The sequence below is a fragment of the Tritonibacter multivorans genome (assembly GCF_001458415.1).
Classification (GTDB): domain Bacteria; phylum Pseudomonadota; class Alphaproteobacteria; order Rhodobacterales; family Rhodobacteraceae; genus Epibacterium; species Epibacterium multivorans.
In genome coordinates, this window is record NZ_CYSD01000043.1 from 21767 (window position 1) to 42885 (window position 21119).

Here is a 21119-nt window from a genome sequence, read left to right on the forward strand (position 1 = left end):
CTTAAAGCAAGGTTTCGCGCGCGCATGTTAGATGTCACTGTTTTAGGGGCTTTGACGGCTGGATTGCTGTCTTTTTTATCGCCCTGCATCCTGCCGATGGTCCCGTTCTACCTCAGCTATCTTGCCGGGGTCGGGATGAATCAGATCACCGCCGAGGCCAAGGTCACGGGGGCGGTGCGGTTGCGTGCTGTTCTTGCGGCTGGTTGTTTTGCCCTCGGGGTGATCACTGTCTTTGTTGGGCTTGGTGCCAGTGCGACAGTGTTTGGGGCGCTCTTGCGGGACTACTTCGACGTGCTGCGCTGGGCGGCGGCGGGGGTGATTGTTCTTATGGGGCTGCATTTCCTTGGGGTGATCCGAATAGGAATCCTGTACCGGCAACTGCGCGCGGATGCCGGCGATGTGTCAAAGGGGGGGCTGCTTGGCGCCTATGTCATCGGTCTGGCTTTTGCCTTTGGGTGGACACCCTGCGTGGGGCCAGTTCTGGCGGCGATCCTATTCACCGCCGCCGGACAGGAGACAGCCGGGCAGGGCGCGTGGTTGTTGCTGATGTACGGGGCGGGTATGACGTTGCCCTTTGTGCTGGCGGCTTTGTTCATCGGTCCCTTCATGCGCTGGATGGCCGGGTTTCGCCGCCACCTGGGAACCGTTGAAAAACTGATGGGCGGGGTGTTGATCCTGTTTGGCCTGCTGATCGCAACCAATTCGGTCAATCTGATTGCCGTCTGGATGCTGGAACATATCCCCTGGTTTGCCCAGTTGGGCTGAGTTTGTTTTGGGAGGGACAAGGATGAGACATGTTTTTTTGGGGCTATCGGCCCTTATCACGGCCACTTGCATCACTGCGACGGGCCTGACCGCCGCAGAGCTGGGGGATGATGGTCTGCACAAAGCGCCCTGGATGCGGGACACGTTCAAAGATCTGGGTGAAGACCTTGCCGAAGCCAATGCCGAAGGCAAACGCCTGATGATCTTGATCGAACAGCGGGGCTGCATCTATTGCAAGAAAATGCACGAAGAGGTGTTCGTGGTGCCCGAAATCGCCCAAACCCTCGAGGATCATTTCTTCGTGGTGCAGATCAATATGTTCGGCGATGTGGAGGTGACCGATTTTGATGGCACCGTTTTGGCCGAGAAGGATCTGGTCAAACGCTGGGGCGCGCTTTTTACGCCCAATCTCTATTTCTTTCCCGAAGCGGTTGCCCCGGATCAAACAGGCGCTGAGGCGGCGGTTGTCACAATGCCCGGCGCCTTTGGTCGCTGGACGACGCTGAACCTTCTGCATTGGGTGCTGGAGCAGGGCTATGTCAGCGATGAACCCTTCCAAAAGTACCACGCGCGCAAATTCGAACAGCAGAAGGGTCAATAGGGTTAGGGGCGCGCAATACTTTTGCGCAAAATGCTGCACTTGCGAACACATTAAAAAATTCACGTAGTTGAATTTGTTGTTGCGTCAGCGAAATTGTGTGCCGTAGAGTACTGTTTACCCAAGGAGAGGAATCGAACCCAGGGAGGGCGCATGAGAACCGCTTTTGGAGCCACTGCTGCCATTTTGCTGACTGTCAGCACCGGATGGAGTGAAGTCGTTAAGCCTCAGGATGTGACCTATGTGGAGGGCGCGGTAGAGACCTCGCTCAGCGGTGCGCCCGGCGACCCGATATTGGGCGCAGAGGTCATGAACAAAGGCGCAGGCAACTGTATTGCCTGCCATCAAGTCACCGCGCTGAACCACCTGCCATTTCATGGTGAGATCGGACCGATGCTGGACGGGGTTGCGGACCGCTGGACAGAGGCAGAGCTGCGCGGGATCGTGGCCAATGCCAAGGTCATGTTTGAGGGCAGTATGATGCCCTCGTTCTACCGCACCGACGGATTTATCCGCCTTGGCGATGCCTACACTGGCGACGCGCATGGCGACGGTGAGGTCCAGCCTCTGCTGACCGCCCAGCAGGTCGAAGACGTGGTCGCCTATCTAATGACGCTGAAAGAAGAGTGATCTTTCAGAGGGAGGACGAACTTATGAAACTCACACGACGAACCCTTCTCGCGCTTGGTTCTGGGACCAGTGTTTATGCGATGGTTGCAGGGCTACCGGCTTTTGCGAGCCTCACTGATGATGCGATTTCAGCCTTTACGGGTGGGGCCGCGACCGGGGAAGGGGCGATCAGCCTGACCGCTCCCGAGATTGCGGAGAACGGCAATACGGTGCCGATCTCGGTCGATGCGCCGGGGGCGGCAGAGATTACGATTTTTGCTGATGGAAACCCCGTGCCCAATGTGGCGACCTTCAAATTCGGCCCCCTAAGTGCCTCGCGCAGTGCATCGACGCGGATCCGTCTGGCCAAGACCCAGAACGTGGTCGCGGTGGCCAAAATGGAGGACGGTTCGTTCCAGATGGTCAAGGCAAACGTCAAAGTCACCATTGGCGGCTGCGGCGGCTGATCCGGATCACATAAAGGAGAGACATCATGGCATCTGGTGCAAAACCCCGGGTCAAAGTTCCCAAAACCGCAGCGGCGGGTGATACGATCACAATCAAGACGCTGATCAGCCATAAAATGGAAAGTGGTCAGCGCAAGGACGATGATGGAAACATCATTCCGCGGTCGATCATCAACCGTTTCACCGCAGATTTTAATGGGCAGAACGTCATTGACGTGACCCTTGAACCTGCGATTTCAACCAACCCCTATTTTCAGTTCGACGCGGTTGTGCCGGAAAGTGGGGAGTTCACGTTCACTTGGTACGACGACGATGGCTCTGTTTATGACACGGCCAAGAAAATCACAGTGAGCTGACGACCCGGAGGAGGGGCCGTCGCATCACCGGAGCACGAGAGGGAGGATGACGTGACACAACGGATCAAGGCAACCTGCGCAGCCCTGGCTGTGGCCTGTGTCCCGGGGCTCATGCCTGGGATTGCAGTGGGTGACCCAGATGACGACAGCCTGACCATCAATGGCGAAATCGCGATTGTAACCGAGGCCGCAGCACCTGCGCATACCGAAAACCTCGACACGATCTATTCAGGCTGGAGGTTTCGCACGGACGAAACCCAAGCCGTGCAAATGGATGACTTTGATAATCCCGGCATGATTGGCGTCGAAAACGCGATGGTCGACTGGGCCACGGCGGATGGGGCGGCGGGGAAATCCTGCGCTGATTGCCATGGCGCAGCAGAGAACATGGCAGGGGTGAGAGCCGTATACCCCAAATGGAACGAAGAGCAGGGCCGCGTGACTACCCTCGAGATGGAGGTCAACAATTGCCGCGAAAACCGCATGGACGCCAAGAAGTGGAAATACACCGGCGGCGACATGACGGATATGATCGCGCTGATTTCCTCTGTCTCGCGGGGCATGCCGGTGAATGTGGCGATTGACGGTCCGGCGCAATCCACTTGGGAGCAGGGCAAAGAGCTCTATTACACCCGGACGGGTCAGTTGGAGTTGTCCTGTGCAAACTGTCACGAGGACAGCTATGGCATGATGATCCGCGCGGATCACCTAAGTCAGGGGCATATCAACGGCTTTCCGACCTACCGCTTGAAGAACACCAAGCTGAATTCGGTTCATGCCCGCTTCAAAGGCTGCGTGCGCGATACCCGCGCGCATACCTATAAGCCGGGATCTGACGAATTCATCGCACTCGAGCTATATGTCGCGTCCCGCGGCAATGGGCTGAGTGTGGAAGGCCCGTCTGTTCGCAACTAAATCACAGAAGGCCCTGCCGAAAACGTGGGGCCTTTGATTTACAAGCCACATTCACGTATATGAATGTATATGGAGTAAGCCGCACATGATCTCGCGACGCGATTTTCTTCAGGTCAGCATGGCCGCCTCTGCGCTTTATGGGGCGTCGGGCTTTGGCAACTGGGCGCGGCTGGCCGCACAGCAACAGCTGACACAGGACCAGCTGCTGCAGTTTGACACCTTTGGTAATGTCTCGCTGATCCATATCACCGACATCCACGGGCAACTGACACCGCTCTATTTCCGTGAACCGTCGATCAATATCGGCGTCGGCGGCAATAAGGGCGCGGTGCCTCATGTGACTGGCGCGGATTTTCGTAAACTGTATGGCATCAAAGATGGCAGCCCCAGCCACTATGCGCTGAGTTCGGGTGACTTCGCCGCCCTGGCGCAGGGCTATGGCCGGGTGGGCGGTTTGGACCGTGTGGCGATGGTGATCAACGCCATTCGCGCAGACCGTCCGGATGCGATCCTTCTGGATGGCGGGGACACCTGGCATGGGTCTTATACCTGCTACAAGACCCAAGGCCAGGACATGGTCAATGTGATGAACGCGCTGAAACCGGACGCGATGACCTTCCATTGGGAGTTTACACTGGGCAGCGACCGTGTGGCCGAATTGGTCGAAGCGCTGCCCTTTGCCGCCCTTGGGCAGAACATTTTTGATGCGGAATGGGATGAACCCACCGATCTTTTCCCGCCCTATAAGATGTTCGAACGTGGCGGCACAAAGATCGCGGTGATCGGGCAGGCCTTTCCCTATATGCCCATCGCGAACCCGCGCTGGATGTTCCCGGAATATTCCTTCGGTATTCGCGATGAAAACATGGCCGCCATGGTCGAAGAGGTCCGCAGCCAAGGCGCGGAATGTGTTGTTGTCCTCAGCCACAATGGCTTTGACGTGGACAAGAAGATGGCGGGTGTGGTGCCGGGGATTGATGTGATCCTGTCGGGCCACACCCATGACGCGCTGCCCGAACCGGTGGTGGTGGGTGACACGATCATCGTGCCTTCGGGGTCGAACGGGAAATTCGTCAGCCGCGTGGATCTGGACATTCGCGACGGGCGGATGATGGGCTATCGCCACAAGCTGATCCCGATCTTCTCTGATGTGATTGCGCCCGACCCGAAGGTCGCCGCCCTGATCAAGGCGGAGCGCGCGCCCTATCTGGCTGAGATGGCCGAGGTGATCGGCCGCACCGAAAGCACGCTCTATCGACGCGGCAACTTCAATGGCACCTGGGATGATGTGATCTGTGACGCGTTGCTGAGCGAACGCGAGGCCGAAATCGCGCTCAGCCCCGGTGTGCGCTGGGGGCCATCGGTGATCCCCGGACAGGACATCACGCGCGAAGATATCTTTGGCGTCACCTCCATGACCTATGGCGAGGCTTACCGCACCGAAATGACCGGTGAATTCCTGAAAGTGGTGTTGGAAGATGTGGCAGACAACATCTTTAACCCCGATCCCTACTACCAGCAGGGCGGCGACATGGTGCGCACAGGTGGGCTTGGCTATCGGATTGATGTGTCCAAACCGCAGGGCGAGCGGATCTCCAATATGACCCTGCTGACGTCGGGTGAACCGATTGATGCCGGTAAGTCCTATGTCGTGGCGGGCTGGGCCAGCGTGAACGAAGGCACCGAAGGCCCGCAGATCTGGGACGTGGTGGAAAACCACATTCGCAAGCTGGGCACCGTGACCGTTCAAGAGAACAACAGCGTCGAAGTCATTGGCGTGTAAGGAAAATGGAGCATTCGACCCATGGATGAGATGTTCAAACCCTCCCGTCGGGCCTTCCTGCGTGGCAGTGCGGCGGTCGCCGCCGGTACCGTGGCCGGAGGTGCAGCAGCGCAAGTCCCTGATCCGCTGATCACCGAGCTTCAGGACTGGGCCTCCTATACCGGCGCAGGCGTCGACGAGACGCCTTATGGCATGCCGATCTCCTATGAATCCCATGTGATCCGGCGCAATGTGGAATGGCTCACGGCCTCGCCGATATCCTCCATCAACTTCACGCCGATCCATGCGCTGGAGGGCACGATCACCCCACAGGGCTGTGCCTTTGAGCGTCACCACTCCGGCGCCATCGAACTGCGCAAAGAAGATTACCGGCTTATGATCAACGGTTTGGTCGAAAAACCTCTGGTGTTCACTTATGAGGATCTGGAACGGTTCCCCCGCGAAAACCATGTCTACTTTTGCGAATGCGCGGCCAACACCGGCATGGAATGGGCAGGCGCGCAGCTGAATGGCGCGCAGTTTACCCATGGGATGATCCACAATATGGAATACACCGGAGTGCCGCTGCGGACCCTGCTGGTCGAGGCAGGGGCGGATCTGGATCAGGACAAATGGGTTTACGTGGAGGGGGCCGATGCCTCTTCCAACGGGCGCTCTATCCCGATGGAGAAGGCGCTGGACGATGTGCTCGTGGCTTTCAAGGCCAACGGCGAGGCTTTGCGTATGGAGCACGGGTATCCAGTTCGCCTCGTCGTCCCCGGCTGGGAAGGCAATATGTGGGTCAAATGGCTGCGCCGGATCGAGGTCGTGGACCGCGCGGTGGAAAGCCGGGAAGAGACCTCCAAATACACGGATGTTTACGAGGACGGCACCGCACGAAAGTGGACGTGGGTCATGGATGCGAAATCTGTCATCACGTCGCCCAGCCCGCAGATGCCAATCCCCCATGGCCCCGGTCCGCTGGTGATCTCGGGGCTGGCTTGGTCGGGTCATGGCCAGATCACACGGGTGGATGTGTCGCGCGATGGTGGCATCACCTGGGAGACCGCGCGCCTCGGCAAGCAGGGCGACACCAAGGCCCTGACGCGCTTCTACCTTGATATCAATTGGGACGGGGCGCCGATGCTCTTGCAGGCGCGGGCGATGGACGAGACCGGCTATGTCCAACCCACAAAGTCACAGCTGCGCGCACAGCGCGGTGAAAACGCCGTCTACCACAACAACTGCATCCAGACCTGGTATGTGAACGAGAAAGGGGTCGCTGAGAATGTCGAAGTCTCCTAATATCCTCATTCCGGCCATGGGTGGCACCGCTTTGGTGCTTGGGCTTGCGTTCGGTATTTCTTCCCGAGAGTATGGCGCAGCCAAAATTGACAGTCTGGAAACCCGTGTGGCGCAGGTGGAGGCGCATGCCTCGTCCGCCGGTCAAAAAGCCAAATCGGAGGCCGCGCGTGCCGCGGCGCTCGAAGCCCAAATCGCCGAGGTTCAGGCCGCCGCTGCCGCAAATCCAAAGACCTTGACCATGCCAGCTCCGCAGTCTGACGGGGCCTATGGTCTGGGGCGCAGCGCCTTGGCGGAAGAAATCGCCGCCTGGGACGTCGATGTGCTGCCGGATGGGCGCGGCCTTCCCGAAGGGTCAGGTGATGCCTTTGACGGTGAAGAGGTTTTTGCCGATAAATGCGCGTCGTGCCATGGTGATTTTGCCGAAGGGGTCGACAATTGGCCCGTTCTTGCCGGCGGGTTTGACACGCTGGCCGATAAGGATCCGGTGAAAACCGTGGGCTCCTACTGGCCCTATCTGTCGACGGTTTGGGACTATATCCATCGCTCTATGCCCTTTGGGGAAGCAGGCACGCTTACGGCAGATGAAACCTATGCTATTGTCGCCTACATCCTTTATTCCAACGATCTGGTGGAGGATGATTTCGTGCTGAGCCACGAAAACTTTGCAGCCTTTGATATGCATAACAAAGGTGGATTTGTCGTCGATGACCGACCAGAGCTGGAATACGCCTCATGGCGGGCAGAGCCCTGCATGTCCGATTGCAAGGGCGAAGTCAAAGTCACCATGCGGTCGGTCTTTTTGGTGGAAACACCCGAGGTCGGGACAGTGTCTGTCATGAACCATGGCACGCTTGATGGGGTGCCGTCGTTCACGGCGGATGGTCCGTCGTTCATCCCTGTGTCCACCTCGCCCGCACCGCAAGCAGAGCCTGAACCAGCGACACAGCCTGTCCCGAAACCAGTTGAAGCGGCGGCTTCTCCGGGCGAAGATGCGTTGGTGGCGGCAGGCGAGAAGGTTTTTAAAAAATGCAAGGCCTGCCATCAGGTTGGTGCCGGGGCCAAAAACCGCTCTGGTCCGCAGCTCAATGGGCTGATCGGGCGCACGATGGGATCTGTGGACGGGTTCCGCTACTCCAAAGTCTTTGCGCAGGCGCTGGAAGAGGGGCGTGTGTGGGACGAGGAGTCGTTGGTTGCGTTTCTGACGAAGCCTAAAACCTACATGAAAGGGACGAAGATGAGTTTTGCGGGTCTCAAGAAGGACGCTGACCTCGATGCCATCACGGCCTATTTGAAATCTGTAGGGGAGTAGGGAATGCGCCTCATCCTTCAACGCATGCTGGCTGTTGTGGGGCTGATCGTGGCCACGGCGTCAACGGCAGATGAGTTTGGCGACCCTAAGGCAGGAAAGAAAGTCTACCGCAAATGCAGCGGCTGCCATCAGGTGGGCGAGGGCGCGCGACACCGGGTTGGCCCGCATCTGAATGGGATTTTCGGGCGCAAAGCTGCCAGTCACGAGGGGTTCAAATACTCTAAGGCGATGGTTCGGGCGGGCGACAATGGGCTGGAATGGCACGCGGATACGCTTGATAGCTTTGTGGAGAACCCGCGGGCCCTGACCAGTGGTACAAGGATGAGCTTTCCGGGGCTGCGCAAGCAGAAAGACCGCCTCGACCTGATCGCCTATCTTCGGCAGTTCTCCGACGATCCGGCCAATATCCCCGAAGCGGATCCAACGGCCTCCCCTGTGGATCATGATCTGGATCCGGCAATTCTCGCGCTCGAAGGGGACCCGGAATACGGCGAGTATCTGAGCAGCGAATGCAAAACCTGCCACCAGTCAAGCGGCGGTGACGATGGCATCCCGTCGATCATTCTGTGGCCGGAGGAAGATTTTGTGATCGCCATGCACGCTTACAAAAACAAGAAGCGCCCACATCCTGTGATGCAGATGATGGCAGGGCGCCTGAATGAGGAGGAAATTGCAGCGCTGGCCGCCTATTTCGCCACGCTGGACAACGAATAAGGTTAAGGGAGGAGAAGATATGACTTTCAACAGACGTGCCTTTATCGGCACCAGCGCGGCATTGGCCGCAACGCTTGCAGCCCCGATGGTGCGCGGACAAGGCAAACCCCGTGTTGTTGTGATCGGCGGCGGGGCAGGCGGGGCTACTGCGGCACGCTACATTGCCAAGGACAGCAAAGGCGCCATTGACGTCACGCTGATTGAACCAACCCGCCGATACTATACCTGCTTTTTCTCCAACCTTTATCTGGGTGGGTTCAAGCAGATGGAAGACCTGGGCCACAGCTATGGCGGGCTCGCCGCAGGTGGGGTCAATGTGGTGCATGACTGGGCTGTTGGCGTGGATCGCGCAGCTAAAAGCGTCTCGCTCGCTGGGGGCGGGTCTGTGCCTTATGATAAACTGATTCTCAGCCCCGGCATCGATTTTGTCGAAGGCGCAGTAGAGGGTTGGGACCTGTCGGCACAGAACGCCATGCCACATGCCTATAAAGCGGGCTCGCAGACCGAACTTCTGAAAGCGCAGCTGATGGCCATGCCCGAAGGCGGCACCTTTGCCATGGTCGCGCCGCCGAACCCCTATCGCTGCCCGCCGGGACCTTACGAGCGTGTCTCTATGGTGGCGCATTTCCTCAAGGCGAACAATCCAACCGCCAAGATCATTGTTGCGGATCCAAAACCGAAGTTTTCCAAGATGGGCCTGTTCCAGGAAGGCTGGGCGGATCATTACGAGGGCATGGTCGATTGGATCGGCGAAGACTTTGGCGGCGGCAACGTGTCGGTCGATCCCGGTGCCATGACCGTTACAATTGATGGTGAGGTGACCAAGGTCGATGTGGCCAATGTCATCCCGGCGATGAAAGCGGGCCGTATTGCTGAACTTGCAGGTGTCACGGATGGCAATTGGGCGCCGGTGAACGCGGCCGATATGTCCACGAAAGCCGATGCGGATGTCTATGTGCTGGGCGATGCCTCCAGCCAGGGGGATATGCCAAAATCGGGCTTCTCGGCCAATTCCCAGGCCAAGGTCTGCGCCAATGCGGTACGCGGCGCGCTGACGGGCTCCAAGATCTTCCCGGCGAAATTCTCCAACACCTGCTGGTCGTTGATCGCCACCAACGATGGCGTCAAGGTCGGCGCTACTTACGAGGCGACACCAGAAAAAATCGCCAAGGTGGATGGGTTCATCTCGCAGACCGGCGAAAGCGCGGATCTGCGCAAGGCGACTTACGAGGAATCTGAGGGCTGGTATAGCGGCATCACCTCGGACATGCTGGGCTAAACCAAAACAATCGCCCCAGCTGGTCATTGGCTGGGGCGCGCATTTGTAAGGGCGCGCATGTGAAGGGGTTTCCAGATATTCCGCCGATATGGTGGGCGGGCAGTGTGGCAGTGATCTACGCGGCCCACTGGGCCTTGCCCACGTTGCATGTGAGCTCGGCCGCGTTGGATTGGGCGTCGCGTGCCTGTTTGTGGATTGCCCTTGCTGGCATCGCCTGGTCGGCATTGTGGTTCTGGCGCAAGCGCACCCCAATTGAACCGCACCACACGCCCCAAGCGTTGATTGTCGAAGGCCCCTATAAGGTCTCGCGCAATCCGATCTATCTGGCTTTGGTGCTGCTCACGCTGTCCGTGGCCCTTGGCAAAGGGTCCGTGATCGGCCTTGGCGTGACTGTTGCGCTTTGGTGGGTGCTGGATCGCCGCTTTGCCCGCGTCGAGGAGGAGCTGCTGCGCAGGACCTTTCCGGACACAGCTGAAGAGTACATCGCCCGCACTAGGCGCTGGCTGTAACGCCTGCACGCGGACGCAGCAGGGCGCGCATCAGCACCGCCCCACCGACGATAGAGGCCAGCGCCAGCAAAGCTGAAACACTGAGCGCAGCACCGCCGCCAAGACCTGCACCCACGGTGCAGCCACCGGCCAGCACCCCGCCGAGGCCCATCAGCGCGCCGCCTGCACCATATCGCAGCATCTGATGCGGGGTTTCAAACCCTTGCAGGTCCAGCTCGCCGCGCGCAGCCGCACTCAGAAAACTGCCACCCAGAACGCCGCCGATAAAACCGACCTCAAACCCGGCCGGGAGCGCGGTCGAGGCCATTGTCCAAAACAGGCTGTCGCCCCAGGGCTGGGTAAAGGCCACGGACTGCACCGGGATGGGGTCGAATTCATCCATCAGCAGAAAGCCGGTTGTGATCCAACCTGCCACGGCCACAAGGCCAATCACCGAACCCAGCACAATGTGCAACCAATTCGCTTTGCTGTCGCGCGCCAGATACAGGGCGACAGCGATCAGACCCAAGCCAATCGCCGGGGAGAAGCCAGGCAGGGCGGCCAGAGTTCCGATCGGGGACACAACCGTGATCTCGCTCAGGGTGCTGCGCAGCGGCGCAAGCACGCCCTTCATTGCGGCATGGGCCACAACGGCAAAGACGGCCAGAACGCTCAGCGCGCGCAGATTGCCCGTGGCCGAAAGCACCGTCAGCCGCGAGGCGCAGCCGCGTGTCAGCACCATGCCCGCACCAAAGGCCAAGCCGCCCAGCACGATCGCGGCCAGCGGGATATCGGTGGTCAGGTAGCGGTGTTCACTCAGGTCAATCAGACCTGCACTCTGTGCCACAGCAAAGCCAGCGATGGCCACACCAAGGGCCATGATCCAAACCGCACGTGCCGAGGCATCGCCGCCGTCTTCGCCCGCAACCGCGCGGCGCAGGCAGAAGCGCGACATCTGCGCGGCCACGCCAAAGGCAAGCCCAAGCGCGAAGCCAAAGAGCAATTGCAGGTTTAGGTCGGTTTCCACAAATTCGTAGAGCATCACGCTGTCCTCAGAAGATCAGACAGCATATCGGCCCTACATTCGGAAATGTCAAAGTGGAGTGGCAGAACGTCCATGCGGGTTTGTCATGCGCTTTGGAACGTTGTTCTGATAGGCCGATTTTGGACTATACGGGGTTTGTGCCATTGCGTGCGGTCAGATCCCAGTGTTCTTAATTCCACCAATCAATGCGCAAGGGCGAATGCGGATCACTCGAACTCCATCTGCTCATACACCCGACCGGCATTGCGTGTTGCAAGTTCTTCAAATGTATCCAGATGCGCAAAGGGCGACTGATCCACATAATAAGCCTCTGCCAGATCCCCGCCCGCATCCAGATGCTCGCCCACTTTCTGACGCAGATACAGCAGGTAGTCTCGTGTGTATCGGCGCACTTGGGCCATATTGGTCGGCGTGCCGTGACCGGGGATCACGTAAGTGGCGTCCAAGGCTTCAAAGCCCGTCTCCCAGGTCTCGATCCAATCTGCGACGATCGTGTCCTCAAAAATCGGCAGCATGCGCTGATGAAAAGCCATATCACCTGCGATCACGAGGCCTTGGTCCGGCAACCAGACCTGGGTGTCACCTGGCCCGTGCGCAGGGCCGAGATGGAGCACTTCAATACGAAAATCACCCATCTTTATGGTGTGTTTGTCTTCAAAGGTCTGGGTCGGCGGCGCAACAAAGGTTCCGGCGGCTTTGTCCCGGTTATAGCGTTTCATGCCTTCAAGTATGCGGTTGCCACGGTCCTTGATCTCATCGGCGGCGTCCACATGAGCCAGGATCGGCACCGCTTGTTCGGCCCAATAGGAATTGCCCAGCATGGCGTGGCCCTGACCGTTTTCATTGATCACCAACCTTACCGGTTGGTCAGTGATGGTCCGTATTTCCTGATGCAGAGCCTCGGCCAGAACATAGGCCGCGCCGCCATTGATGACGATGACCCCGTCGCCGGTCACAATGAAGCTGAGGTTGTTGTTGTGACCTGTGTTCTCATAGGTCGGTGGCGCCGTGGCGCCGATCGCCGACCACACATGCGGGATGACTTCAATCGGTTTAGAATAGAGCGGCGAGCCAGGGTATTGGTCGGCAATATCCTCGGACGCCACCAGCGGCGAAGCAGCAAGGCACAGGCCCAGAAACGGGGGGAGAGACCGGCGCATGGTCATGCCGTGATAAACTGGTAGCCGCTGCTGCCATCGCGGGCCACCCGCCCCATGCCGCCATCGGGCAGGTGGAAACCAATCACCGGAATGTGTTCCGCAGCCAACCGGTCCAGCAGCATTTTTCGGGACTTTACGGCCAAGGGGCCATCCTGATCAGATCCACTTTGCCAGTCGGGTCTGCGAAAAGCCACGTGGTGGTTGCCAATGGCATCGCCAACAATCAGCGCGGCATTGTTGCCTTGACGGAGCTCAAACGCCATATGCCCCGGGGTATGACCGGGCGTCGACAGGGCTGCAACGCCGGGCAGAATCTCTTGCCCGTCCTCGAACAGTTCCACCGCGCCCTCAATAGCCATCATGCGCCGCTTTGCCCCAACCGCAAATGCCGCGCGGGCCTCGCCAATCGATTGAACCGTCTCTGGGTTCCACCAATAATCCCACTCCTTGCGCCCCATAAAATAGGTCGCGTTGTAAAACAGCGGCTCATCAAACTCATCCAAGAGCCCCCAGATATGGTCGGGATGGGCATGGGTGAAAATCACATGCGTGATGTCGTCAGGCGCGAGTCCCACTGCGGCCAGACTGTCGACCACGGTGCCCGCCGTCGGCATGAAGTCCGGGCCAGAGCCGACATCGAACAGCACCGTATTCTGCCCGTCGCGATACAGCGCGAGATTGCATTCCGGGGTCAGGCGATCCGGTGAAACTGCAAATTCGGTGAGGATTTTCGACAGATCCGACTTGGGCATTGGGTCAAAAATGAAACTGCCTGGCAGAACCAGTTGACCATCACTTACGGTGGTCAGGCTGGCCGTCCCGAGGTTTAAGTCAGCCCGCGCGACAGAGGGGAGGGCCCCAAGGGTTGGGGCAAGGGCAAGCCCGTTCAAGAAACTCCGCCGTGTCAAAGTCATATCGAACCTCACTCATTCTCAAATATGAATATGATGTGATGTCATCCGAAAATCAATACGCACCTGCCTTTGCTGGCGCTCGGGGCGGTGTGGCTGACTATTGCAGTAGAAAACGGTCTGTCTGCGGGGAGAGGTGGCAACCGGAAGAACGTGACCAGAAAAAGCTGTTTTGGAACCCGCAGAGGCATCGACCCGCAAAGAGGGTCGCTTTTTCGCACGAAATCATTGATTTATTGGTAGGCCCGGCAGGATTTGAACCCGCAACCAAAGCGTTATGAGCGCTCTGCTCTAACCGTTGAGCTACAGGCCCACCTTGAGGTCTTGGTTAGGAAATGCGCTGGCGAAGGTCAAGGCGGGATTTCCACGCCTTTCTGATCCCTTAGCACGCGAAACCAAATTGTCCTTGGCGCGTGCGCGTGCTGCCCCAAAATATGCGAAGTCGCATCCATGTCGAAGAAGGCGTCATTCCCTTGTTTCATTTGTTAGTCCTTTAGGCTAAAGGCTGCGAAACAGACATTCAGGAGCCAAGCAATGACCACCGGGAAAAACGGCCTTACCTATGCGGATGCGGGCGTGGATATTGATGCGGGCAATGCGCTCGTGGACCGGATTAAACCAGCAGCCAAGCGGACGAACCGTCCCGGCGTGATGAGCGGGCTGGGCGGTTTTGGTGCGTTGTTTGACCTTAAAGGCGCAGGCTATCAGGATCCGATCCTCGTGGGGGCAACCGACGGTGTGGGCACCAAGCTGCGCATTGCGATCGACACGGGCGTTGTCGATGGTGTGGGCATCGATCTGGTTGCGATGTGCGTCAATGATCTGGTGTGTCAGGGGGCAGAGCCGCTGTTTTTCCTTGATTATTTTGCGACCGGCAAGCTGGAAACAGATGTCGCCGCGCGCATCATCGAAGGCATTGCCGAAGGCTGCGTACGCTCTGGCTGCGCGCTGATTGGTGGTGAAACCGCCGAGATGCCGGGCATGTACCCGGAAGGTGATTTTGACCTTGCTGGTTTTGCGGTGGGTGCCATGGAACGCGGCACTGCGCTGCCCGAGGGTGTGTCCGAAGGCGACGTTCTGCTGGGGCTGGCGTCTGACGGCGTGCACTCCAACGGTTACTCGCTGGTGCGCAAGCTGGTTGAAGTGTCTGGCCTGACATGGGATGCGGAGTGCCCCTTCGCAGAGGGCACATTGGGTGAGGCCCTGCTGACGCCCACGCGTCTTTACGTCAAGCAATCGCTGGCGGCGGTCCGCGCAGGTGGCGTTCATGCGCTGGCGCATATCACAGGCGGTGGTCTGACCGAAAACCTGCCGCGCGTTCTGCCCGAAGGGCTGGGGGCCGACATTGATCTGAACACATGGGAATTGCCGCCGGTGTTCAAATGGATGGCTGAGGTTGGTGGTATTTCCGAGGCGGAAATGCTCAAGACCTTCAACTGCGGCATTGGCATGATCCTGTCTGTGTCGGCAGATGAGGCCGACAAGCTGGTCGCCGTGCTGGAAGACGAGGGCGAGACCGTCACGCGTTTGGGCACCGTGACCGCAGGTGCGGGCATGCGCTACACAGGCAGCCTGCTGTGACGCAGAAGAAAGTCGCGATTCTGATTTCCGGCGGGGGGTCCAATATGGTGACCCTCGTCGACAGCATGACCGGCAACCACCCGGCGCGGCCCTGTTTGGTTCTGTCCAACAATGCGGATGCCGGAGGGCTGACAAAAGCGGCCGATCGCGGGATCGCAACCGCTGTGGTGGACCACCGACCTTTCGGTAAAGATCGCGAAGCTTTTGAGGCGGAGCTGGTGAAGCCGATCCTTGCGTCTGGTGCGGACATCGTCTGTCTTGCGGGCTTCATGCGCGTGCTGACTGCCGGGTTTGTGTCGCAGTTTGAAGGCCGTATGCTGAATATCCACCCTTCGCTTCTGCCCAAATACAAGGGGCTTCATACCCATGCGCGGGCGCTGGAGGCGGGCGACGCTCGCCATGGCTGTACCGTTCACGAGGTGACACCGCTTCTGGACGATGGCCCGGTTCTTGGCCAGGCCGAGGTGCCGGTCTTGCCCGGCGACACACCGGATGTATTGGCAGCCCGCGTGCTGGAGCAGGAACACCGGCTTTATCCGGCAGTTTTGGAGCGCTATGCGGCAGGGGACCGGACACCGGTTCTTTTGGCCTGAGGTCAATTGCGGCTTTATTTGCAACCCGGCGCGATCCCGCGTATCTATCGTGGACAGTTTTAAACAAACCCGCACATTCAAAGCAAAGCGAACCAGTCCCTGATGAAGACCATCACCTCTACCGACGACCTGCGCCTCTTTTGCGAAGCGGCAGCACAATATCCTTATGTGACGGTCGACACCGAGTTCCTGCGTGAACGCACCTATTATTCCAAACTGTGTCTGATCCAGATCGCCTTTGCAGGCGATGGCAAGACGGACGCGGTCCTGGTGGACCCGCTGGCGAGCGGCCTGTCGCTCGAGCCGCTATATGATCTGTTCCGCAATGAAAATGTGGTCAAAGTGTTCCATGCTGCGCGGCAGGATCTGGAGATCTTCTGGGTGGATGCGGGTGTGTTTCCCACGCCGCTGTTTGACACCCAGGTCGCCGCGATGGTCTGCGGCTTTGGTGAACAGGTCGGCTACGAGACACTGGTGCGTAAGATCTGTAAGCAGGGGCTTGATAAAACCTCGCGCTTTACCGACTGGTCGCGCCGCCCGCTGAGCGATGCGCAAAAGACCTATGCGCTGGCGGATGTGACCCATCTGCGCAAGATCTACGAACATCTGAACGCAGAGCTTGAGAAATCCGGTCGCAGCCATTGGGTCAGCGAAGAGCTGAAGGTTCTCACCGATCCGGCGACCTATTCGATCGAACCGCAGGAGGCCTGGCGCCGGGTGAAAACCCGCACCTCTTCGGGCCGGTTTCTGGCCGTGGTGCGCGAACTTGCTGCTTTCCGCGAGGGCTACGCACAGACAAACAATGTGCCGCGCAATCGAGTGTTCAAGGATGACGCGCTGGTGGAGCTGGCCTCGACCAAGCCGAAAACAGGTTCGGATCTGGGCGGGTCGCGCCTGCTGTTGCGCGAGGCGCGCAAGGGTGCCATTGCCGAAGGTATTCTGAAAGCGGTCGCCAAGGGGGTGAACTGCCCCGCAGACGAGCTGCCCAAGCCGCCCAAAACGCGCGGGGACAATGCGCAGGTGAACCCTGCGCTGGCGGATCTGCTGCGTGTGCTGCTGAAGGCCAAAACCGAAACGGCAGGGGTCGCAGCAAAGCTGATCGCGCCCTCGGCCGATCTGGACGCCATTGCTTCGGGCGAACGGGACGTCCCCGCCCTGAGCGGCTGGCGTCACGAGGTATTTGGTGAAGATGCGCTGCGTCTGTGTGATGGTGAGATTGCGCTGGCTGCAAAAGGCTCTCAGGTCAAAGTCGTAGAGCTGTGACCGCCCCTGCGCGGGCAGAGCGGACAAGGAAAAGAAACCCCCGGATCTATGGATCACGGGGGTTTTTCTTTTGCCGGGGCGGTAGGGGTTAGCGGCGGCTTTCCCGCGCATTTGTCGCGCCCTCAACGCGGATGGTCTTCACACTGCGCAGTTCCTGTTGTGTCAGGTTGACGGCGGCGCGAATGGTGCGGGTTGCCTCATTGCCTTTATAGGTCGCGGCCTCGGGGTAGGCGACTTCGAAGGTATAGGTGAGCGTAGCGCCTGTTTCGGTCTCCACGGGCACCAGTTTTGCGTCATAGGCCCCCTGACGTTTGGCGATGCCGGTGGCCACAACAATGGCGCCGGTGGTTGTGCGGTCAATGCGCAGGTCTGCGATTTCGGTGATCGGCTCTGTTGGCACATCGACGTCTTCGTCATTGCGGCCCACCCGAATCCGGGTGCGTTCTTCCTCGATCGGGATCAGTGGATTGACGTATTCTTCTGGTGCGACAATGGCCTCTTCGGAAGAGCCGAACCAGTTGCGCGGATTGACGCGGGAGTCGCGCCAGCCGCCACAGGCCGACAGGGTCAGTGATCCAAGAAGTAGCGCACCAATTGCGTGTCGGCGGGAAAAATGCATGAAACCTGCTGCCTGTTCTGTCAAAACCTTTGTCTAAGGGATTGGTTACCTGATCAAACCCGCCTTGAAAAGCTGTTGAAAACGCGCAGTAGCTGACATAGGTGCAGGCAAGCCCCAAGACCGGGACATAAGACGCAGAAACGAGGACACCATGGCCACTGAAGCCTTTGAGGAAATTGTCGAGGATTTCGAGTTCATCGAGGATTGGGAAGACCGGTATCGCCATGTGATCGAGCTTGGCAAAGCTATGGATCCGCTGGATGACGCGCTGAAGGTGCCTGCGACCAAAGTCGATGGCTGCGCAAGCCAGGTCTGGCTGCATGTGCAGATTGACGGCGGCGTGTTCCGCTTTGACGGCGATAGCGATGCAATGATCGTCAAAGGCCTGATTGCGGTGCTGCAGAAGCTGTATAACGGTCTGGCTGTGGCCGAGGTCCTGAAAGTTGATGCCCGCGCAGAGATGGAGCGTCTGGGGCTGAACGAACATCTGTCTTCGCAACGGTCAAATGGGTTGCGCGCGATGATCGAACGCATTCGCGAAACGGCGGCGGCGAGCATCTGATCGCAACGGGGGCCAGTTCAGGCTGGGGCTTTGCCCCTCTTGGCCGCAACAGGTTGCGGCCAATTCACCCCAGAGTATTTTTAGCCAAAAGAAGAGGCAGACCAGTGTTTGAGGCTGGCCTCAAGATCGCCATATCCTGTGTGGCGATGTTCAAACGCGAGCCCCATCCGTGCGGCGCAGTCGCGGGCTTTGTCCATCAGAGCGGGATCTTCGATCTGTGATTGATAGACCAGCGTGGTGTAGTTGCCAAAGATCATGCCGCGGAGTTCAGGGTTCTGGTCGAGGCCCATTGGGCGCCAGACAAAGGCGTCGAACTGTTTGACCAGAAAATCCGTGAGGTAGAAGGCGGTGATTTCGCCTGCCTCGGTTATTTTCTCGAACCGGTCGTTGCCTTCAAAGAAACTGTAGCAATGGGGCCCCGGGATCATTTCGACCCCCAGATCGCGGCATTTCGCCTCGAGAAGCCCGCCCGTGCCGCAATCGGCATAGACCACGTAAATCTGATCGTAGGTGGCGCTGTGCCGTTGAACCGCGATTTCGACCTGTTCGGTGATTTGATCTGGATAGAGGTGCAGCTTTGCGGGCAGGCAGGTCAAATCCAGATGGTCGAGCCCGTTTGCAGCCTTGATGTCGAGGATTTCACGGGCCAGCGCGCCACATGCAATCAGGAGGATGCGGCCGGTTTTCTTTTCTGGTGGCTCCAGCCCCATTTCCGTAAGCCGCTCTTCGCTGAGTGCGGGCAGGCTTGCAGATGGTGTTGCGGCCCGGGCATTCAGCCGGGCCGCACGTCCGCGTCGGGGACGCGGAGACGACATATTAAGCGCCCAGTTGGTTGTGCTTGCGCGCTACGAAGTCTTTGGCCATTTCCACAGCAACAGCTGCATCCCGGCAGTAGCCGTCTGCGCCGATTGCCTTGCCGAATTCTTCGTTCAGCGGTGCGCCGCCGACCAGCACGACATAATCATCGCGCTTGCCCTGTTCGACCATCGTGTCGATCACAACCTTCATGTAAGGCATGGTGGTGGTCAGTAGAGCGGACATGCCGAGGATGTCGGGTTTGTGCTCTTCCAGTGCTTCGAGGTAGTTCTCGACCGGGTTGTTGATGCCAATGTCGACAACTTCAAAGCCTGCGCCTTCCATCATCATGGCAACGAGGTTTTTGCCAATGTCGTGGATGTCGCCTTTTACAGTGCCGATGACCATAGAACCCATACGCGGGGCACCGGTCTCTGCCAGCAGCGGCTTGAGGATGGACATGCCGCCCTTCATCGCGTTTGCGGCCAGCAGCACTTCGGGCACAAACAGGATGCCGTCGCGGAAGTCAGCGCCCACAATGGTCATGCCACCCACCAGAGCTTTGGTCAGAATGTCGTAGGGCGCCCATTTGCGTTCGAGCAGAATGTTCACGGCTTCTTCGATTTCCTCTTTGAGGCCATCGTAGAGGTCGTCAAACATTTGTTGGACCAGTTCCTCGTCATCGAGTTCAGAGAGGATGATGTCTTCTTCGTCCGACATGGTGCATTCCTTAACTGGCGGGAGAATCCCGAAGTGGTGTTTTATCCATTGAGCTCAAAACAGGGTTTGAGAACTGTTTCGATTGCGACGCGACGTCGCTTTGTTCCGACCTATATGTTGTTTTCGTGACATTGAAAAATGGTCTTTTTGCATGTTTTTTATCGCATTTCCTCATTTGTTCTTTATTTGTTCCCTTGGTGCGGTATATCTGGGACATGCAGGACACTATGTTTCAAGAGATACGCCAACGCCGTGCGCGTGGTGCACTGTCCAATGCGCCTGGGCGCTTTGAGTCGGACCGGGTTTGCGTCGATGATGGCTGGACCCCCGAGGCGCTCGAACATGCAGTGGAAACCACCATTCGGGAGGAACATGCCCGCAGTCTGATCACGTATAATCGGTCGCCGGATCTGCCATTTGATCGGTCGATTAACCCCTATCGCGGCTGCGAACACGGCTGTGTTTACTGTTTTGCGCGCCCCAGTCATGCCTATTTGGGGCTGTCACCGGGGCTCGATTTTGAGACCCAGCTGATTGCACGGCCAAATGCGGCCGAGATCCTGCGCAAGGAATTGTCTGCCAGGTCGTACAAGGTTGCGACTTTGGCGATTGGGACCAACACCGATCCCTACCAGCCCTGCGAGCGCGACTATGGTATTATGCGAGACTGTTTGGCGGTGCTGAAGGATTTCAATCATCCGGTCGCAATTGTGACCAAGGGCGCTTTGGTCGAGCGTGATATTGATGTTCTGGCACCGATGGCGGAACAGGGGCTGCTGCGCGTTGGGGTTTCGCTGACGACACTGGATGCGGAGCTCTCGCGCAGGATGGAGCCACGCGCGCCCAGTCCGCGGCGTCGACTGGCTGCTGTCCATCGCCTGACCCAGGCGGGCATTCCCGTGCGCATCATGGCCGCGCCATTGGTGCCGGGCCTCACCGATCCTGAGCTGGAGGCGCTGCTGGCCGCCGGGGCTGAAGCTGGCGCGGATGCCGCGAGCTGGATCATGCTGCGCCTGCCCAGAGAGGTGTCTGGTCTTTGGCAGGAATGGCTGGCGGCACATTATCCGGGGCGCGCGGCCAAAGTGATGGCGCGGTTGCGGGAAATGCATGGGGGGCGGGACTATGATCCGCGCTGGGGTCAGCGCATGCGCGGTGAAGGCGAATATGCGGATATGATTGGTCGCAGGTTCAAACTGGCCTGCAAGCGGCTGGAGTTAAACGAAAAGACGGCGGCGCTTCGGACCGATCTTTTCGCACGCCCGCCGCAGGCCGGGGATCAATTGGCCCTGTTCTGAAAGAGAAG

23 protein-coding genes and 1 tRNA gene are annotated in these 21119 nt (G+C 58.7%); 17 read left to right on the plus strand and 7 right to left on the minus strand.

The window, feature by feature from the left end; all coding sequences use genetic code 11:
- Positions 1-24: 24 nt before the first annotated feature.
- The 12 genes from TRM7557_RS18225 to TRM7557_RS18280 all read left to right on the plus strand — a co-directional run bounded on the left by TRM7557_RS18225 (position 25) and on the right by TRM7557_RS18280 (position 10588).
- Positions 25-765 carry a cytochrome c biogenesis CcdA family protein gene (locus tag TRM7557_RS18225; RefSeq protein WP_058291667.1) on the plus strand — a complete coding sequence of 247 codons (741 nt, stop codon included), beginning with the start codon at positions 25-27 and terminating at the stop codon, positions 763-765.
- A gap of 22 nt (positions 766-787) precedes the next feature.
- On the plus strand, positions 788-1366 hold the full coding sequence (locus tag TRM7557_RS18230; protein ID WP_058291668.1) for a thioredoxin family protein: 579 nt from the start codon (positions 788-790) through the stop codon (positions 1364-1366).
- Between the two features lie 150 nt (positions 1367-1516).
- Positions 1517-1993: a sulfur oxidation c-type cytochrome SoxX gene (gene soxX, locus TRM7557_RS18235; RefSeq protein ID WP_058291669.1), complete on the plus strand. Its 477-nt coding sequence runs from the start codon at positions 1517-1519 to the stop codon at positions 1991-1993.
- 23 nt (positions 1994-2016) lie between these two features.
- The gene (soxY, locus tag TRM7557_RS18240; RefSeq protein WP_058291670.1) at positions 2017-2439 is read left to right on the plus strand and encodes a thiosulfate oxidation carrier protein SoxY; all 423 of its coding nucleotides are present in this window, start codon (positions 2017-2019) and stop codon (positions 2437-2439) included.
- A gap of 26 nt (positions 2440-2465) precedes the next feature.
- A complete protein-coding gene (gene soxZ, locus TRM7557_RS18245; RefSeq protein ID WP_058291671.1) occupies positions 2466-2795 on the plus strand; it encodes a thiosulfate oxidation carrier complex protein SoxZ in 330 nt (109 codons plus the stop codon).
- A gap of 111 nt (positions 2796-2906) precedes the next feature.
- Entirely contained in the window at positions 2907-3710 is an 804-nt protein-coding gene (gene soxA / locus TRM7557_RS18250; protein ID WP_058291889.1) for a sulfur oxidation c-type cytochrome SoxA, read from the plus strand.
- An 85-nt stretch (positions 3711-3795) separates the two neighbouring features.
- Positions 3796-5493, plus strand: coding sequence for a thiosulfohydrolase SoxB (soxB, locus tag TRM7557_RS18255; RefSeq protein WP_058291672.1), 1698 nt, complete (start codon positions 3796-3798; stop codon positions 5491-5493).
- A 21-nt stretch (positions 5494-5514) separates the two neighbouring features.
- Positions 5515-6777, plus strand: coding sequence for a sulfite dehydrogenase (gene soxC, locus TRM7557_RS18260; protein WP_058291673.1), 1263 nt, complete (start codon positions 5515-5517; stop codon positions 6775-6777).
- Positions 6761-8086, plus strand: a complete 1326-nt coding sequence (locus tag TRM7557_RS18265) for a c-type cytochrome (protein WP_058291674.1) — start codon at positions 6761-6763, stop codon at positions 8084-8086. Before soxC ends, TRM7557_RS18265 begins: the two co-directional genes overlap by 17 nt.
- A gap of 3 nt (positions 8087-8089) precedes the next feature.
- Positions 8090-8800 (plus strand): c-type cytochrome, encoded by a 711-nt coding sequence (locus TRM7557_RS18270; protein WP_058291675.1) that lies wholly within the window; start codon positions 8090-8092, stop codon positions 8798-8800.
- 19 nt (positions 8801-8819) lie between these two features.
- The gene (locus TRM7557_RS18275; RefSeq protein WP_058291676.1) at positions 8820-10079 is read left to right on the plus strand and encodes an NAD(P)/FAD-dependent oxidoreductase; all 1260 of its coding nucleotides are present in this window, start codon (positions 8820-8822) and stop codon (positions 10077-10079) included.
- A gap of 104 nt (positions 10080-10183) precedes the next feature.
- Entirely contained in the window at positions 10184-10588 is a 405-nt protein-coding gene (locus tag TRM7557_RS18280) for a methyltransferase family protein (protein ID WP_165592482.1), read from the plus strand.
- Here TRM7557_RS18280 and TRM7557_RS18285 read toward each other — a convergent pair.
- The 4 genes from TRM7557_RS18285 to TRM7557_RS18300 form a co-directional block, all read right to left on the minus strand.
- Positions 10572-11609, minus strand: coding sequence for a YeeE/YedE thiosulfate transporter family protein (locus TRM7557_RS18285; protein ID WP_058291678.1), 1038 nt, complete (start codon positions 11607-11609; stop codon positions 10572-10574). The two genes, TRM7557_RS18280 and TRM7557_RS18285, sit on opposite strands and share 17 nt — an antisense overlap.
- A gap of 209 nt (positions 11610-11818) precedes the next feature.
- Positions 11819-12772 (minus strand): MBL fold metallo-hydrolase, encoded by a 954-nt coding sequence (locus TRM7557_RS18290; RefSeq protein WP_058291890.1) that lies wholly within the window; start codon positions 12770-12772, stop codon positions 11819-11821.
- A gap of 2 nt (positions 12773-12774) precedes the next feature.
- Positions 12775-13524, minus strand: a complete 750-nt coding sequence (locus TRM7557_RS18295; protein WP_235811513.1) for an MBL fold metallo-hydrolase — start codon at positions 13522-13524, stop codon at positions 12775-12777.
- 396 nt (positions 13525-13920) lie between these two features.
- A tRNA-Ile gene (locus TRM7557_RS18300) sits at positions 13921-13996 on the minus strand.
- Between the two features lie 221 nt (positions 13997-14217).
- Here TRM7557_RS18300 and purM point away from each other — a divergent pair.
- The 3 genes from purM (at position 14218) to rnd (ending at position 17120) form a co-directional block, all read left to right on the plus strand.
- Positions 14218-15264, plus strand: coding sequence for a phosphoribosylformylglycinamidine cyclo-ligase (gene purM, locus TRM7557_RS18305; protein WP_058291680.1), 1047 nt, complete (start codon positions 14218-14220; stop codon positions 15262-15264).
- Complete coding sequence (gene purN, locus TRM7557_RS18310) at positions 15261-15857, plus strand: phosphoribosylglycinamide formyltransferase (protein ID WP_058291681.1); 597 nt, start codon at positions 15261-15263, stop codon at positions 15855-15857. Before purM ends, purN begins: the two co-directional genes overlap by 4 nt.
- Before the next feature lie 102 nt (positions 15858-15959).
- Positions 15960-17120 (plus strand): ribonuclease D, encoded by a 1161-nt coding sequence (rnd, locus tag TRM7557_RS18315; RefSeq protein WP_058291682.1) that lies wholly within the window; start codon positions 15960-15962, stop codon positions 17118-17120.
- A gap of 88 nt (positions 17121-17208) precedes the next feature.
- Here rnd and TRM7557_RS18320 read toward each other — a convergent pair whose 3' ends face one another.
- Positions 17209-17739 (minus strand): hypothetical protein, encoded by a 531-nt coding sequence (locus TRM7557_RS18320; RefSeq protein ID WP_058291683.1) that lies wholly within the window; start codon positions 17737-17739, stop codon positions 17209-17211.
- Positions 17740-17890: 151 nt separating this feature from the next.
- Between TRM7557_RS18320 and TRM7557_RS18325 the strand changes: the two genes are divergently transcribed.
- Positions 17891-18301 (plus strand): SufE family protein, encoded by a 411-nt coding sequence (locus TRM7557_RS18325; protein ID WP_058291684.1) that lies wholly within the window; start codon positions 17891-17893, stop codon positions 18299-18301.
- An 80-nt stretch (positions 18302-18381) separates the two neighbouring features.
- Here TRM7557_RS18325 and TRM7557_RS18330 read toward each other — a convergent pair whose 3' ends face one another.
- Together TRM7557_RS18330 and TRM7557_RS18335 are read right to left on the minus strand one after the other, a co-directional pair.
- Positions 18382-19116, minus strand: coding sequence for a DUF1638 domain-containing protein (locus TRM7557_RS18330; RefSeq protein ID WP_058291685.1), 735 nt, complete (start codon positions 19114-19116; stop codon positions 18382-18384).
- Position 19117: 1 nt separating this feature from the next.
- The gene (locus TRM7557_RS18335) at positions 19118-19816 is read right to left on the minus strand and encodes a corrinoid protein (protein WP_058291686.1); all 699 of its coding nucleotides are present in this window, start codon (positions 19814-19816) and stop codon (positions 19118-19120) included.
- A 227-nt stretch (positions 19817-20043) separates the two neighbouring features.
- Between TRM7557_RS18335 and TRM7557_RS18340 the strand changes: the two genes are divergently transcribed.
- Complete coding sequence (locus tag TRM7557_RS18340; protein ID WP_413081167.1) at positions 20044-21111, plus strand: PA0069 family radical SAM protein; 1068 nt, start codon at positions 20044-20046, stop codon at positions 21109-21111.
- Positions 21112-21119 lie beyond the last annotated feature (8 nt).

Excerpts from the sequence above, each read along its gene's own strand:
- TRM7557_RS18325 (WP_058291684.1), top strand. The coding sequence starts at position 17,891 with ATGGCCACTGAAGCCTTTGAGGAAATTGTCGAGGATTTCGAGTTCATC.
- TRM7557_RS18275 (WP_058291676.1), top strand. The coding sequence starts at position 8,820 with ATGACTTTCAACAGACGTGCCTTTATCGGCACCAGCGCGGCATTGGCC.
- TRM7557_RS18330 (WP_058291685.1), bottom strand. The coding sequence starts at position 19,116 with ATGTCGTCTCCGCGTCCCCGACGCGGACGTGCGGCCCGGCTGAATGCC.
- rnd (WP_058291682.1), top strand. The coding sequence starts at position 15,960 with ATGAAGACCATCACCTCTACCGACGACCTGCGCCTCTTTTGCGAAGCG.
- TRM7557_RS18290 (WP_058291890.1), bottom strand. The coding sequence starts at position 12,772 with ATGCGCCGGTCTCTCCCCCCGTTTCTGGGCCTGTGCCTTGCTGCTTCG.
- TRM7557_RS18335 (WP_058291686.1), bottom strand. The coding sequence starts at position 19,816 with ATGTCGGACGAAGAAGACATCATCCTCTCTGAACTCGATGACGAGGAA.
- TRM7557_RS18230 (WP_058291668.1), top strand. The coding sequence starts at position 788 with ATGAGACATGTTTTTTTGGGGCTATCGGCCCTTATCACGGCCACTTGC.
- purM (WP_058291680.1), top strand. The coding sequence starts at position 14,218 with ATGACCACCGGGAAAAACGGCCTTACCTATGCGGATGCGGGCGTGGAT.
- soxY (WP_058291670.1), top strand. The coding sequence starts at position 2,017 with ATGAAACTCACACGACGAACCCTTCTCGCGCTTGGTTCTGGGACCAGT.
- soxZ (WP_058291671.1), top strand. The coding sequence starts at position 2,466 with ATGGCATCTGGTGCAAAACCCCGGGTCAAAGTTCCCAAAACCGCAGCG.
- TRM7557_RS18265 (WP_058291674.1), top strand. The coding sequence starts at position 6,761 with ATGTCGAAGTCTCCTAATATCCTCATTCCGGCCATGGGTGGCACCGCT.
- TRM7557_RS18285 (WP_058291678.1), bottom strand. The coding sequence starts at position 11,609 with ATGCTCTACGAATTTGTGGAAACCGACCTAAACCTGCAATTGCTCTTT.
- soxA (WP_058291889.1), top strand. The coding sequence starts at position 2,907 with ATGCCTGGGATTGCAGTGGGTGACCCAGATGACGACAGCCTGACCATC.
- soxB (WP_058291672.1), top strand. The coding sequence starts at position 3,796 with ATGATCTCGCGACGCGATTTTCTTCAGGTCAGCATGGCCGCCTCTGCG.
- TRM7557_RS18225 (WP_058291667.1), top strand. The coding sequence starts at position 25 with ATGTTAGATGTCACTGTTTTAGGGGCTTTGACGGCTGGATTGCTGTCT.
- soxX (WP_058291669.1), top strand. The coding sequence starts at position 1,517 with ATGAGAACCGCTTTTGGAGCCACTGCTGCCATTTTGCTGACTGTCAGC.
- TRM7557_RS18270 (WP_058291675.1), top strand. The coding sequence starts at position 8,090 with ATGCGCCTCATCCTTCAACGCATGCTGGCTGTTGTGGGGCTGATCGTG.
- TRM7557_RS18340 (WP_413081167.1), top strand. The coding sequence starts at position 20,044 with ATGTTTCAAGAGATACGCCAACGCCGTGCGCGTGGTGCACTGTCCAAT.
- soxC (WP_058291673.1), top strand. The coding sequence starts at position 5,515 with ATGGATGAGATGTTCAAACCCTCCCGTCGGGCCTTCCTGCGTGGCAGT.
- TRM7557_RS18295 (WP_235811513.1), bottom strand. The coding sequence starts at position 13,524 with ATGCCCAAGTCGGATCTGTCGAAAATCCTCACCGAATTTGCAGTTTCA.
- TRM7557_RS18320 (WP_058291683.1), bottom strand. The coding sequence starts at position 17,739 with ATGCATTTTTCCCGCCGACACGCAATTGGTGCGCTACTTCTTGGATCA.